Genomic DNA, 13641 nt, shown 5'->3' on the forward strand with positions numbered 1-13641 from the left:
ATGAACGATGTGACCAATCGCGACCGCCTGCTCGGCCTCACCGTCGTCCTGCTCTGGGGGCTCAATTTCCTCGCCATCCGAGTCGGGCTCGACCACTTCCCGCCGTTCTTCTTCGCCGCACTGCGCTTCGCCGTGCTCGCGGCCCCCGCGCTGCTGTTCATCCCGCGCCCACGCGTCCGGGTACGCTGGATACTGTTGTACGGCAGCGGTTTCGGCATCCTGCAATTCGCGTTCCTGTTCACCGCGATGCGGGTGGGGATGCCGACCGGGCTCGCCTCGCTGGTGCTGCAATCCTCCGCGCCGTTCACCGTGCTGCTCGGCGCGCTGTTCCTGCGTGAGCGGATCCGACCGGTGCAGACCGCGGGCATCGCCGTCGCCGTCGCCGGCATGGCGGTGATCGGCTGGGACCGGCTGGAACACGCCACCCTGCTGCCGGTGCTGCTGACCCTGGCGGGCGGGCTCGGCTGGGCATTCGGCAATATCGGCGCGCGCCTGGCGGGCACCGAATCTCCCGGCGTCAACCCGCTGCACCTGATGCTGTGGACCACCGTCGTTCCGCCATTGCCCATGTTCGCCCTTTCCGCGTTCGCCGAAGGGCCGACCACCGGCCTGCGCGCACTGGCCGACTCGTTCTCGATCGCGGGCCTGCCGGCACTTGTTGCGTTGAGCTATATCGTTGTGCTGTCCACGGTCGTCGGCACCGGGCTGTGGACCTACCTGATGGGCCGCTATCCGGCCGGGATGGTCGCGCCCTTCTCCCTGCTCGTTCCGGTCGTCGGGATCGCCGCCGCCTGGGTCTTCCTCGGCGAGGCCCCCACCCTGCTGTCGCTGGTCGGCGGCGGCGTCGTCATCGCGGGCGCCTTCGCCGCCACCGCGAACAAGCCGCGCACGGCCGAGGAGCACGCCGCGGTGGTCGCCCCGTCGCCGACGGCAGTCCTCGTCGCTCCGGGCCGACCGACAGCGGGCTGAGCAGGCTCACTCGTACCGCGCAGGCGACCTCGGAATCCCGATGCTGTGATCCACGACACCGATTCCGCAGGTCCACCTATCGGTTTGCGGGGTCGGTGTGGACCGGAGGGCCTGCCGCCTTACAGTAGTGCCCGGCGTGGAAATTGGTCCCAAAGGCTAGGCAGCAGATCAGCGCATGGCAGAAAATCGGTGGACCGTGTCGCGGAGGACACTGCTTCGCGGCACGGTTGCGGCGGGGGTAGCAGCAACGGGGGCGCTGACGGCGAGTGGGCTGAGACCGACGCCTGCCGCGGCGAGTCCGAGCGGCAAGCGGGTCGCGGTACTCGGTGGCGGTGTCGCGGGCCTGACCGCGGCCCATGAGCTGGTCGAGCGCGGATTCCAGGTCACGATCTACGACAGACGCGCGTGGGGCGGCAAAGCGCGCAGCGTTCCGGTGCCTGGCACCGGGTCGGGAGGACGACCGGACCTGCCCGGCGAGCACGGCTTCCGCTTCTTCCCCGGCTTCTATCAGCACGTGCCGGACACCATGCGCCGAATCCCGTTCCAGGGCAACCCGAACGGGGTATGGAACAACCTTGTCCCGGTGCCCGAGGCGCGGTTCGCCCGGCGCGACGGCGACGACTTCCGCCTCCCGCTCGGTTCACACGCCCGCGCCGGGTTCACCCCGGAAAGCTTCCGCGAAACGCTCGGCGCGGCATTGGCTACTGCGCTGAAAATGCCGGCCAACGAGGGACTCTACTTCGCCGACCGGCTGCTGGTCTTCAACACCAGCTGTGATGCCCGCCGCCACGGCCAGTGGGAGCACACGTCCTGGCGCGACTTCGTCGGCGGCCACGCGCGCTCGCACGAGTTCCGCGCATTGCTCTCGCGCACTCTCACCAGCATCATGGTCGCCGCGAAGGAGGACGTGGCGAGCGTCCGCACCATCGGCACCATGGGTGAGCAGTTCCTCGGCAATCCGTTCGAGATCGGCAACGACGGCGCGCTGGACCGGGTGCTGAACGGCCCGACCAACGCGGTCTGGATCGATCCGTGGGTCGCGCGGATCCGCGATCTCGGCGGGCAATTCGTGCTCGGCGCCGAGGTCCGCGGGCTCGAGGTGCGTGACCGCAGGATCACCGAAGCACGCATCGTGGACGAGACAGGCGTCCAGCGCACCGTCGACGCCGACTACTTCGTCGTCGCGCTGTCCGCCGAGCAGGCTCGCACGCTGTGGTCACCGCAGGTGCTGGCCGTATGGCCGGAATTGGCCGCGATGGACGGCCTTTTCACCGACTGGATGAACGGCATCCAGTTCTATCTGCGCCGACCGGCCGACATCTCCCGCGGCCATACCGCCTACATCGACGCGCCGTGGTCGCTCACCTCGATCGCCCAGAACCAGATGTGGAGCCGGAAACTCACCGAGTTCGGCGACGGCACCGTGCAGGACTGCCTGTCCGTGGACATCTCCGACTGGAACTCCCCCGGCATGCTGTTCGGCAAGTCTGCCAAGGAGTGCACGCACGAGGAGGTCGCCCGCGAGGCCTGGGCCCAGATGAAGGCCCATCTCGACGACCGCGGCGAGGTGCTCCGCGACACCGACCTGCACTCCTGGTTCCTCGACCCGGGCATCACCTGGCAGGAGGGGCAGCGGCGCAACGCCAACGCCGACCCCCTGCTGATCAACACGGCCGGCTCGTGGGAGTACCGGCCGCAACCGCACGGCGCGCTGGAAAACCTGTTCCTGGCAGGCGATTACGTGCGCACGAACGTCGATCTGGCCACCATGGAGGGCGCCAACGAATCCGCACGCGCCGCGGTGAACGCGCTGCTGGACGTGGCAGGCTCGAACGCGGAACGCTGCCGGATGTTCACGCTCTACCGCGCGCCCGAACTGGAAGCGCTGCGCATGATCGACGCCGACCGGTACGCGGCGGGACAACCGAACATGTTCGACATACCGATCTGATTCCGTACTTCGACGACCTGGTGGTGCGCGGCCATCGCCCGATTCTCGCCGTCGAGGTGGACGACGAGCAGATCTTCTTCCACTGCGCCGAGGCGTTCCTCCGCAGTCACCTGGGGGAGCCGCGGCGCTGGCCGCAAGACACCCTCCCCAACCATGCCTGCCTGGTCGAAGAGGTGCAGACGAACATCGCAGAGACGGTCGACGAGTTGGAGCGCTACGACGCGCCAGAGAATTACCAGGCCGAGCTCTACCGCGACTGAGCCGTCGTGGGCCGGACTACCGGACCGCGGCGCACCCGGATCGCGGGCGAACATAGACTCGCGACGTGGCAGACATATCGGTGCGCGGCAGGCTCGCGCTGACGGCGGCGGCCGCGGCGTCGTGGGCGTCGCAGAAGGCGGGGCGCGGCAAGGGTTCGATGATCGGCGGCCTGATCGCGTTGAAGATCGACCCGACGGTCATGGACCAGCTCGGACGTCAGCGGCGCACGGTGCTGGTGACCGGCACGAACGGCAAGTCCACCACCACCAGGATGACCACCGCCGCGCTCAGCACGCTCGGCGAGGTCGCGACCCAGGCCGACGGCGCCAACATGGACGCGGGCATCGTTGCCGCACTGAACGCGCATCGGCGCGCGCCGCTGGCCGCGATCGAGGTGGACGAACTGCACCTGCCGCACGTCACCGACTCGCTGAACCCGTCGGCGGTGGTGCTGCTGAATCTCAGCCGCGACCAGCTCGATCGGGTCGGCGAGATCAACATGATCGAGCGCAGGCTGCGCGCGGGTCTGGCGAAGCACCCCGCCACCGTGGTGATCGCGAACTGCGACGACGTTCTGGTCACCTCTATCGCCTACGACCATCCCAATGTGGTGTGGGTCGCCGCGGGCAGCGGATGGGCGATGGACGCGACCAGCTGTCCCCGCAGCGGTGAGCCGATCATCTGGGAGGGCGCACACTGGCGCAGCACCGGAACGGATTTCGAACGGCCGGAACCGGATTGGTGGCTCGACGAGCACGATCTGGTCGGTCCGGCGGGCGTGCGGTTCCCGTTGCACCTCGCCCTGCCCGGCCGGGCCAACCGCGGCAACGCGGCGCAGGCGGTGGCCGCGGCGGTTGCGCTCGGCGCCGACGCAGGGCAGGCGGTGGCGGCCGCGGGGACGGTGCGCGAGATCGCGGGCCGCTACCGGACAGTACAGGTCGGCGAGCACGACGCCCGTCTGCTGCTGGCGAAGAACCCGGCGGGCTGGCAGGAGGCGCTGTCGATGATCGAGCCGACCTCGGCGGGCCTTGTGATCGCGGTGAACGGCCAGGTACCCGACGGGGAGGATCTGTCCTGGCTGTGGGACGTGCGGTTCGAGCATTTCGAAGGCGTTCGAGTGGTGGCCGCCGGCGAGCGGGCCACCGACCTCGCGGTCCGACTCACCTACGCGGGCGTCGAGCACACCACGGTGCCGGATCCATTGCATGCCATCGCCTCCTGCCCCGCGGGACATGTCGAGGTGCTGGCGAACTACACCGCGTTCCGTGATCTCAACCGTGGCCTCGAGGAGCGGACAGCATGAGCCAGTCGACAATTCGCATCGGTCTGGTGCTGCCGGACGTGATGGGCACCTACGGCGACGGCGGCAACGCGCTCGTCCTGCGCCAGCGCCTGCGCCTGCGCGGCTACGACGCCGAGATCGTCGAAATCACGCTGCCCGAACCGGTTCCGGAGTCGCTGGACATCTACACCCTCGGCGGCGCGGAGGATTCCGCGCAGCGTCTGGCCACCCGGCACCTGCGCCGCTACCCCGGCTTACAGCAGGCAGCCGCGAAAGGTGCTCCGGTGCTGGCGATCTGCGCGGCGATCCAGGTGCTCGGCCAGTGGTACGAGACTTCAGGGGGCGAGCGGGTGGACGGCGTCGGGCTGATCGACGTCACCACTTCGCCGCAGCACAAGCGTGCCATCGGCGAGGTGACCACAACATCATTGCTGCCCGGGCTCACCGCTCCGCTCACCGGCTTCGAAAACCACCGTGGCGGAACCAAACTCGGTGGCGAGGCGACCGCCCTGGCCCGGGTCACCCGTGGTGTCGGCAACGGCGTCGGCGATGGACTGGAGGGCGTCGTGCAGGGATCGGTGATCGGCACCTACATGCACGGCCCCGCGCTGGCCCGCAACCCCGAACTGGCCGACCTGCTGCTGATGCGCGCGCTCGATGTCACCGAGCTGGCGCCACTGGAGCTTCCCGAGGTCGACCAGCTGCGCCGCGAACGTCTGCGCGCCTGAGCCTCGGCGGTCCGGACCGGTAAGGCCGAATCAGGTCCCTGTGTCGGCTACACCGCCACCGGAGAGACATCGACCGAAACGGTAATCGTGCTGTCTTTCGCGTGGGTATAGATGACACCGCGCAGCGGAGGCACATCGGCGTAATCACGACCCCATGCGACGGTGATGTACCGCTCGTCGCCGAACTGGTCGTTGGTGGGGTCGAAGTCGATCCATCGGCCCGCACGGTCGTGTGCGTCGTCGCCGGGCACCCACACGGACGACCAGGCGTGCGTGGCGTCGGCGCCGATCATGCGTTCCTTGCCCGGCGGCGGGTCGGTGGCCAGATAGCCGGAGACGTACCTGGCGGCGAGACCATGCGACCGCAGGCAGGCGACGCCGATGCGCGCGAAATCCTGGCAGACGCCCGAGCGGGCCGTGAGCACGTCGGCCACCCTGGTGGACACCGTGGTGGATCCGGACCGGTACGTGAAATCGGTAAAGATGCGGGTGTTCAGCTCGGCCACCGCCGCCAGCAGCGGCCTGCCGGGAGTGAGGGATTCGGCCGCGTACGCGACGATCTCCTGCGTGATTTCCGGCGGGTGCAGGTCGAGGGTGAATTCCACGGCGAGTGGTCCGTTCGCGCTGGTCGGGCGGGTCTTCTCCCACGGCTCGACGGCAGGTCCGGTCGGGTCGCGATCAGGCGCGTCCACCTCGACGAGGGACTCGCCGATGATGACGAGGTTGCGATGTTCCGCGGTCACGTGGAAATAGGAGGTGGTGTTGCCGTACACGTCTGCGCCGATCGACCGATCCGACGGCGCCGGGTCGATGTGGATGTCGTGCGTGAGCAGCCGCTGGCCGGGGAAATCACGCGGCGTCAGATACGTACGCCCGTAAGAGCTGGTGACCTCGTCGGAATACGAGTACCCGGTACGGTGCTTCACCAGGTAGCGCCGGGTAGAACCGTCGCGGCCGATCATCCGACAACCCGCGTGCTACCCCACAGCGGCTGGATGCCCACCGGCAGAGACAGTTTCGTGGTCTCGAATGATTCGGCCACCTTGCGCAACCGAAAGTGCACCCCCTCCAGAAGCTCGGCCAGTTCGGTTCGCCTGCCGTCCTCGTCGGTGACCTCGAGGTCGTCGGGATCGAGGCGGCGCAGCATGCGTTGCGCGTCCGCGAGCAATCGCTGCGGGCGCGACGATGCCGATGTGCCGGGCAGCGCGTGGAAGTCGGCGTCGAGCCGGTCCAGCTGGTAGGCCAGCGACCGCGGGTTGCCGGTGTCGAAGAGCAGCAGTCCGGCGACCGCCGAGATACGCACCGAATCCCGATGCCGCCGACGATAACTCACCGACGACTCGGTGGCGCGCAGCACCCATTCGGTGACCGCCCGCTCGATCTCCTCCGGATACTTCCGGCTGAGCGCGGCCGACAGCACCGAGGTCAGTGCCAGCCCGCGTTCGATCCGCTTGCCGATATCCATGACATACCACCCGGTATCGCGCACCAGCGATTCCGCGCCGATTCCGGACAGCGCGAGCAGCGCGGCGAGGGTCAACGAATGCAGCTCCGACAGCTCGGCCTCCTGGTCGCCTGCCGCTGCGCGGTACTCGGCCAGTGCCCTGTCGACGGCGCCGAGGATCATCCAGGTGTCCGCCGACAGCTGGTCACGCACGGCGCGCGCCGCGCTTCCGTACCGATCGATCGCGAAAGCCAGCGATCCGGGCAATTCCCGATCGATCGTCAGCGCCACCAGGTAGTCATGTCCCTCCCGCGTCCCTTCCGCGATCGGGGCCCGATCGGCCACCGCCGAAGAGTCTGCGGGCCCTTGTTCTGCCCAGGCACCGGCCGCGGGTTCAGCCCTGGCCACGACCGGCTCGGCTTCGGAGGCTTTCGACGGTTTCGAGGCGGGATCAGACTGCGCAGCAGCCACATTCGACCCTTCATCGGCATTCGATGTAGGGATACCCGGTTCTCGCTTGCGCGCATCCTCCGGCCGAGACTCTGTCGGCTTCGCAACCGAACCGGCATCGGCGGCATGACCTTCCGCGGTGGACTGCGCCCGCCCCTGCGACGACGACGTCTCAGCAGCGCCGGAACCTGCTCGTTCCGACGACTGCGACTGGTCGACTGCCGCAGCATCCGAGGCCGTGCCGCCCACGACAGCCCCGGTGTCGTGCCGCGCTGAATTCTGCTGCGCCGCAAGTATTTTCGACTCTGGACCGAACATGACCTTCGTCGGCGCGACGGTAGCGGTGGTGTGGGCCACCGCGGCCAGGAGAATCGGCAGCGCGTCCGCGCCCTCCAGCCAGGGGCGGTAATGGAAGTCCTGATAGCAGTCGTGTGTAGCGATCAGGAGGCGGGCGGCTGCCTCGGCGCGTTCGCTGTAGCGGCCCATCCAGAACAGGTCGTTGAGGACACGAGGGGAGCGCACCGCCTCCACGACCGCGGCGCCGCGACGTTCGCGTTCCTCATGCGGTGGCTCGGTGCCGATCGCGGCGGCGGGCGTCGGCGCGGCCCGAACCCAGATGTCCTTGGCGGCGATCTCGAGCACCGCACGGTCGGGAATCGCGCGCCGGCGCAACTGGCCGAGACCGCCGGACATCGCCGTGTAGCCAGCACGGCGGGCCAGCGAGAACAGCCGCATGGCGACCGGCGCGGCGGCGAGTCCACCGTGGCCCTGCACCGCGGGAGCGACGGAGAACTGCGCCGGTTCCTGGCCGACCCACTGCCACCCGCGCTCATCGATCCTGGCCTTCAGCTCGTCGCGCTGATCCCGGCTCAGCCCCGGTCCGAAGAGCGTAGTGTCGTCGACCGCCGAGCGGATGATCAGCTTGTCCATGTTCGCGATCAGATGGGTGCGCTCGCTGTCGACGCCGCCCCAGTACGACGGCGCGCTCTCGAGCAAAAGATCCTCGCCGAGCAGCGCGCGCGACAGCCTGGGCAGGAAGCCGGCCAGCGCCGGATTCTCCAGCAGTCCGCTGCCGAGCGTGTTCACTACGGTCGCCGCCCCGCGACGCAGCACCTCGACGAGTCCCGCCACGCCGAGCAGCGAATCCGAACGCAGGTCGAGCGGATCGGAGAACTCGGCGTCCACCCGCCGCAATACCACGTCGACCCGCTCGAGCGTACCGAGCGATCGCATCCACAGCGCGCCGTCCCGCACCACCAGATCCACGCTCTCCACCAGCGGAAAGCCCAACATCGACGCGAGATAGGCCTGATCGAAAGCGGTCTGGGAATGCACACCGGGGCTGAGCACCACTACCACGGGGTCGTCGTCGGTCTGTGCCGACTCGATCAGCATCGATCGCATGGCCCTGGCGAAGGGTGTCAGGGGTCGTGGATTGGAATGCTCGAACGCCTCCGGGACCGCCGTCGACACGACGCGGCGATCGGCCAGCGCGTAACCGGCGCCGGACGGCGCCTGCGCCCAGTCGGCGATCGCACGGAACTGCCCGTCGCTCCAACGGCTTATATCGCAGGCGTGCAGGAACAGCTGATGCCGTCCTGGCACGGTGATGCCGTGCGCGGCCCGCACGTAACCGGTGTTGCCGAATACCATCTCCGACGGAAGCAGCCCCGAGACGAGTGTCCTGCGCGGGCCGTAGATATCGGTGAGCACCTCGTCGAGCACCTGGGAACGCTGCACCAGCCCGGCTTCCAGCCGAGCCCAATCGTCCGCGGAGACCAGCAGCGGGATCGGATCGAGCCGCCACGGCGTCGGAGTGGAGTTCTCGACCGCCCCGACCTCTGTGTAGGTGATGCCGTCGTCCTCGATCAGCCTGCGCACTCTGTTGTCCAGCCTGCCGAGGCCGTTGATGCCCAGTTCGACGAAATCGGCGGACAGCTCCGACCACATGGTCCGCACCTTGCCACCGGGATCGACCAGTTCGTCGTAGTAGCCGTCGGTGGGGAGACCGCATTCGTCGTAGGCGGCGGTGTCGTCACCCTCGTTGCGGTAGCGCGCAAATTGCTGGACCACTTGCTCGCGCACACTCGGACCGGTTTCTTTCTCCCGCAGCGCGTCCTCGCGCATTGCCACCGCGCCGACCTCACTTCCGCTGCCAGACGTGCCTCTAGGTCGCCGACCAGGTGGTACAGGCCCCGCATGAATCGAGAATGCCAGGCGCACCTGCGTCGGTGTACTGTGCCGCCATTTTCGCACGTAGTCAGAAAGGTCCCGCAGACATCGATCGCTAAATATTTGCCATGACACGCGGTCGCAGGTCACACCACCCGCACAGGGAGGGTGGTATGACCGGATAACGAACCGATCTCATCCGGGAGGTGATATGCGAACGTCACGTTGCTTGTCCTGTGAATCCACGATCGACCACTGCCACGGCACTCTGATCGTGCACGTCAACCGGATCGCCGAATGCACCGAGGAGGAGTGCATCGATCTGAACCATTCGCGGCACGCCTTCGTCATCGATTGCGGGGACCTTGCGGGCGGCTGCCGGTGCATCAGTGCCGACGTGGCCAGCCGGCCCAGCTGAACAGTTCCGTACCCTGTGCCGGGTGAGTTATGACCACGTGTTGCTGCCGTCCGGTGTCGCGTCGTCGATCGCCGAGGTCGATGCCTACCTGAGCACCCAGCAGGGGGTTCCCGAGTCGGGAGTGGTCGCCCAGATCGCGGCCGAACTGAACAGACGCAACGCGGAATTACCGGATGAGGACAGTTTCCTCAGCACTGTTCCGGTGGGCGGCGCCCCGACTGGAGCAGTGCTGCACGTGCCATGCCCATACGACGCCATCGGCTTCGTCCGCCGCCTCCTGTTCGAACTCGCGACGCCACGTGGCTATGCCGTCTACGACCCGCAGCTGACCTGGCTGATGGATCCCGCGGGTCACGTGCCTGCCACCGTCACCCACGGGGGCGCGGGCGAGTTTCCCTATCTCACCGAAGCGCTCGTCGACCGGTGGGTTTCCGAACTCGACCCGCCGAACCCGTACCTGGTCGTCGAACGCGGCGAGCAGTTCTACATCCAGACCTACCGGGAGAAGTCGGGCGCGTACACCCTCGAATACCGCGACGGGTCCCCCGACAAGCATTTCGGCACCACCGTCCCCGACCCGGCCACCGTAGCCAGCCTCATCTGGGGCTGGGCCAACGACGACCGCACCCGCATGCAAACCCTCCCCTGGTCCCACCTCGAGCTGTAGCCCCTCCTCGCACGGTTGCTCGGCACTACACACCCTCCGCAGGGTTTACGGAAAACCGAGCAACGGTGCGAAGACCGCTGTCGCTCATTGTTCTGGACGGCGAGGCGGCCGGCGACGGCGTGGCGGCGGGCTCGCGCCCCGGGTTACGGCGGGTTACAGCGCGCGACGCCCGGACAGCGCACGGCCGAGTGTCAGCTCGTCGGCGAACTCCAGATCACCGCCCATCGGCAGGCCGGAGGCCAGCCTTGTCACGCTCAGGCCGGGGAAGTCGCGCATCATCCGGACCAGATAGGTGGCGGTGGCCTCACCCTCGGTGTTCGGGTCGGTCGCGATGATCACTTCGGTGACGTCGACGCCGTCCTCTTGATTTCCGATGCGCGCCAACAGCTCCCGGATCCGCAGCTGGTCGGGTCCTACGCCGCTGAGCGGATCGAGCGCGCCGCCGAGCACATGGTAGCGACCACGAAACTCTCGGGTGCGCTCGATCGCCTGCACGTCCTTGGGCTCCTCGACCACGCAGATCATGGTGCGGTCACGGCGCGGGTCGGCGCAGATACGGCACAACTCGCCATCGGAGACCGTGCCGCACACCACGCAGAACTGCACGCCGTCGCGCACCTTCTGCAGTGCGGCCTGCAACCGATCGATCTCCGGCGGCTCCACGTGAAGGAGATGAAAGGCGATGCGCTGCGCGCTCTTCGGACCGACGCCGGGCAGTTTGCCCAACTCGTCGATCAGATCCTGCACCGGACCCTCGTACAACTGCCGCGTCCTCGCTCAGAAACCGGGCAGCGAACCGCCGCCGAGGCCGCCCGAGAGCGGCCCGAGCCGTTCGGAGGCGAGCTCCTGCGCGTTGGCCATCGCGTCGTTGATCGCGCCGATCACCAGATCCTGCAAGGTCTCCACATCGTCGGGGTCGACCGCCTTCGGGTCGATGGTCAGCGACACCACCTCACCGGTCGCCTTGATGGTGACCTGCACCAGGCCACCGCCCGATGCGCCCTGCACCTCGGTCGCCGCGATATCGGCCTGCGCTTCCATCACCGCCTGCTGCATCTGCTGCGCCTGGGCGAGTAACTGCTGCATATCGAACTGACCACCGGGCTGCACGGGATGTTCCTCTCTGCGGAAGGGTTATCGGCCAGCCTAGTCCTGCCGTACCGGGTATCCGGCGCGGCATCGGCCGTGCCGGCCCGCCGGTCGAAAGCCTGCTTGGTCCTGGTTTCTTCGGTGCAACGCCTGATAACAGGTTGGGTAGTTGGGGTTATGCCCGACCATGATCATCTCTACGATCGGAAGGAGGGTCGGGAGACCAGTTCGGCAATTGTGGAGACAAAGCGATGAGCACCTACCGAGCACGTCTGCTGAGCACCCTGGTGCTCGCGCTGGGCGCGCCCACCACCTTCCTCGGGGTCAGCGGCCCCACGGCCTCCGCCGACCCGGATATCACCCAAGCCGTCGTGGACTACGGCGACGGCTGCGTGCTCTACCCGGACGACAAGGCTATGACCGTTGATTCGCTGCGCTTCCGGTGCTCGGCCGACCAGCAGCAGCTCATCTTCCGCGATGCGCCTCTCGGCGCGGTCCCGGTGGGCGTGAAGGACGGCTGGGTGACCAGCCCGCCGGTCATGGAGGACATCGCGCCCGGGCTGTGGCTCGGCAAGATCTTCTACACCGGCCCCGACGGTGGTTACCTGACAAACCGTGTCACGGGCGCGGGCATCGAGGCCTGGCGGGCCGACGTCTACAGCGCGCCCGCCCTGACCGACGGCCAGCCGACCTGGGCGCTCGACTACGCCCCCTCGCCGACGCCGCCGGTCTACGACGAGATCCGCGAGATCACACCCGGCGTCTGGTTCGGGTACTCGTGGTGGCGCGGCGTGTTCCAGACCACCCGCTTGCTGACCTTCGTCCTCGCCTAGCACCGCCGTTCTCGACCCTCCCGGTACGGGAGGGTGTTGGCTGGGGATTTATGACAGCGACCGTCCCGATCGGGGAGTTCTCCAGGCTGAGTCAGCTCACAGTGAAGACGTTGCGGTACTACCACGAGATCGACTTGCTCACGCCGATCGACGTCGACGCGAGTTCGGGCTACCGGCGGTACTCGACAGCGCAGGTGGCGCAGGCGCAGCTGATCCGGCGGCTGCGGGGATTGGACATGCCGCTTCCGGAGATCCGGGCCGTACTCGCCGCCCCGGACGAGGGCGTCCGTGACGAAGCCCTGCGTGCGCATCTGGCGCGGATGGAGGCGGAACTGACCCGCACCCGCGTGGTGGTGGCGTCGTTGCGTGCGCTGCTGACGCCGTCACCACCGATCGCCGTGACGTACCGCACGATCCCGGCGTTCCGCGCCGCCGCCGTCGGCGCGGTGATACCACAGGCACGGATCGGCGACTGGTGCGCCTCGACGTTCCCGATGCTGTATCAGGGGCTGGCCGCGGCGGATATCGCGCCCGCCGGAGTCGCGGGTGCGACGTATTCCACGGAGTTCTTCGAAGAAGACGAAGGCGAGGTCGTCGCATTCATCCCGATTGCCGACACTGATATTGCCCTACTACAAGGACTTTCGGTAGTCGACTTGCCGGCTCGTCGTTTCGCCGTCGCCGTGCACGACGGGCCGTTCGTCGATTTCGATCGCACCTACGGCGCGCTGGGCAGTCATGTTGCCGAACACGACATCGCGCTGCCGGAGCCGATCAGGGAGCTCTATCTGAACGGCCCGGACCATTCCGACGATCCGACTACCTACCGGACCGAAGTCTGCTGGCCGATCGGCTCACGGTGAACGAGGAGACCCCTGGCGGGGCGCAGGACAGCCCGGCGCCATCGGCGCCGGGCTGTTGGCGTACTCGGCGGATCAGGCCAGTTCGCGTTGCAGGTTCGCAAGCACTTCGGCCTGGATCTTCTTCAGGCCCAGCGGCGCGAAGATCCCCTCGAAGATGCCCGCGACGCCGCCCGCGCCCTTCCAGGTGGTGCGCAACGTGACCTGCGCGCCGGGGCCGTCCGGGGTGACGGTCCAGGTGTTCACCAGCGTCGAGTTCGAATCACGCTCGGTGATAATGGAATCCGATACCGAAACCACCGCGTGCACGTTGCGCGAACGCTTCTCGGTGGCCTGCAACGTCCACTCTGCGACGGTGCCGGCACCCTTGCCGCCCTCGACCACCTTGTAGTCGCGGTAGTGCGCGGAGAGAATGCGCGGACGCACCGTATCGTAGTCGGCGATGGCCTCGAGTACGCGCTGCGGATCCGCCGCAACGACGATCGAACTACTGGCGCTGACCTGTCCCACAATGAGC

13 protein-coding genes are annotated in these 13641 nt (G+C 67.8%); 8 read left to right on the forward strand and 5 right to left on the reverse strand.

Going from position 1 to position 13641, the window contains the following annotated elements:
- Window positions 1-9 precede the first annotated feature (9 nt).
- The 5 genes from AB4Z47_RS21615 (at window position 10) to AB4Z47_RS21635 (ending at window position 5191) form a co-directional block, all read left to right on the forward strand.
- Window positions 10-969, forward strand: a complete 960-nt coding sequence (locus AB4Z47_RS21615) for an EamA family transporter (protein ID WP_441953123.1) — start codon at window positions 10-12, stop codon at window positions 967-969.
- A gap of 175 nt (window positions 970-1144) precedes the next feature.
- Complete coding sequence (locus AB4Z47_RS21620; RefSeq protein ID WP_441953124.1) at window positions 1145-2920, forward strand: hydroxysqualene dehydroxylase; 1776 nt, start codon at window positions 1145-1147, stop codon at window positions 2918-2920.
- A 23-nt stretch (window positions 2921-2943) separates the two neighbouring features.
- Complete coding sequence (locus AB4Z47_RS21625; RefSeq protein ID WP_441953125.1) at window positions 2944-3180, forward strand: hypothetical protein; 237 nt, start codon at window positions 2944-2946, stop codon at window positions 3178-3180.
- Between the two features lie 65 nt (window positions 3181-3245).
- Window positions 3246-4484 (forward strand): MurT ligase domain-containing protein, encoded by a 1239-nt coding sequence (locus AB4Z47_RS21630; RefSeq protein ID WP_441953126.1) that lies wholly within the window; start codon window positions 3246-3248, stop codon window positions 4482-4484.
- The gene (locus tag AB4Z47_RS21635; protein WP_441953127.1) at window positions 4481-5191 is read left to right on the forward strand and encodes a type 1 glutamine amidotransferase; all 711 of its coding nucleotides are present in this window, start codon (window positions 4481-4483) and stop codon (window positions 5189-5191) included. Before AB4Z47_RS21630 ends, AB4Z47_RS21635 begins: the two co-directional genes overlap by 4 nt.
- Window positions 5192-5238: 47 nt before the next feature.
- Here AB4Z47_RS21635 and AB4Z47_RS21640 read toward each other — a convergent pair whose 3' ends face one another.
- Both AB4Z47_RS21640 and AB4Z47_RS21645 read right to left on the reverse strand, forming a co-directional pair.
- Window positions 5239-6153, reverse strand: a complete 915-nt coding sequence (locus tag AB4Z47_RS21640) for a transglutaminase family protein (RefSeq protein WP_441953128.1) — start codon at window positions 6151-6153, stop codon at window positions 5239-5241.
- A complete protein-coding gene (locus AB4Z47_RS21645) occupies window positions 6150-9212 on the reverse strand; it encodes a circularly permuted type 2 ATP-grasp protein (protein ID WP_441953163.1) in 3063 nt (1020 codons plus the stop codon). The genes AB4Z47_RS21640 and AB4Z47_RS21645 overlap by 4 nt, the downstream gene beginning before the upstream one ends.
- A gap of 485 nt (window positions 9213-9697) precedes the next feature.
- On the opposite strand from AB4Z47_RS21645, the gene AB4Z47_RS21650 reads away from it, so the two are divergent.
- The gene (locus AB4Z47_RS21650; RefSeq protein WP_441953129.1) at window positions 9698-10342 is read left to right on the forward strand and encodes a hypothetical protein; all 645 of its coding nucleotides are present in this window, start codon (window positions 9698-9700) and stop codon (window positions 10340-10342) included.
- 153 nt (window positions 10343-10495) lie between these two features.
- On the opposite strand, the gene recR is transcribed toward AB4Z47_RS21650, so the two are convergent.
- Window positions 10496-11104 (reverse strand): recombination mediator RecR, encoded by a 609-nt coding sequence (gene recR / locus AB4Z47_RS21655; RefSeq protein ID WP_441953130.1) that lies wholly within the window; start codon window positions 11102-11104, stop codon window positions 10496-10498.
- Between the two features lie 15 nt (window positions 11105-11119).
- Window positions 11120-11452 carry a YbaB/EbfC family nucleoid-associated protein gene (locus AB4Z47_RS21660; protein WP_441953131.1) on the reverse strand — a complete coding sequence of 111 codons (333 nt, stop codon included), beginning with the start codon at window positions 11450-11452 and terminating at the stop codon, window positions 11120-11122.
- A 230-nt stretch (window positions 11453-11682) separates the two neighbouring features.
- On the opposite strand from AB4Z47_RS21660, the gene AB4Z47_RS21665 reads away from it, so the two are divergent.
- Together AB4Z47_RS21665 and AB4Z47_RS21670 are read left to right on the forward strand one after the other, a co-directional pair.
- Entirely contained in the window at window positions 11683-12264 is a 582-nt protein-coding gene (locus tag AB4Z47_RS21665; protein WP_441953132.1) for a hypothetical protein, read from the forward strand.
- A 50-nt stretch (window positions 12265-12314) separates the two neighbouring features.
- Window positions 12315-13127 carry a MerR family transcriptional regulator gene (locus AB4Z47_RS21670; RefSeq protein ID WP_441953133.1) on the forward strand — a complete coding sequence of 271 codons (813 nt, stop codon included), beginning with the start codon at window positions 12315-12317 and terminating at the stop codon, window positions 13125-13127.
- Between the two features lie 72 nt (window positions 13128-13199).
- Here AB4Z47_RS21670 and AB4Z47_RS21675 read toward each other — a convergent pair whose 3' ends face one another.
- A complete protein-coding gene (locus tag AB4Z47_RS21675; protein ID WP_441953134.1) occupies window positions 13200-13634 on the reverse strand; it encodes an SRPBCC family protein in 435 nt (144 codons plus the stop codon).
- Between the last annotated feature and the right edge of the window lie 7 nt (window positions 13635-13641).

It is taken from the genome of Nocardia sp. 2TAF39 (assembly GCF_052114905.1).
In the GTDB taxonomy this organism is placed as follows: Bacteria; Actinomycetota; Actinomycetes; order Mycobacteriales; family Mycobacteriaceae; genus Nocardia.

Coding starts and splice junctions, on each gene's coding strand:
- AB4Z47_RS21620 (WP_441953124.1), top strand. CDS start 1,145: ATGGCAGAAAATCGGTGGACCGTGTCGCGGAGGACACTGCTTCGCGGC.
- AB4Z47_RS21635 (WP_441953127.1), top strand. CDS start 4,481: ATGAGCCAGTCGACAATTCGCATCGGTCTGGTGCTGCCGGACGTGATG.
- AB4Z47_RS21640 (WP_441953128.1), bottom strand. CDS start 6,153: ATGATCGGCCGCGACGGTTCTACCCGGCGCTACCTGGTGAAGCACCGT.
- AB4Z47_RS21645 (WP_441953163.1), bottom strand. CDS start 9,212: ATGCGCGAGGACGCGCTGCGGGAGAAAGAAACCGGTCCGAGTGTGCGC.
- AB4Z47_RS21665 (WP_441953132.1), top strand. CDS start 11,683: ATGAGCACCTACCGAGCACGTCTGCTGAGCACCCTGGTGCTCGCGCTG.
- AB4Z47_RS21670 (WP_441953133.1), top strand. CDS start 12,315: ATGACAGCGACCGTCCCGATCGGGGAGTTCTCCAGGCTGAGTCAGCTC.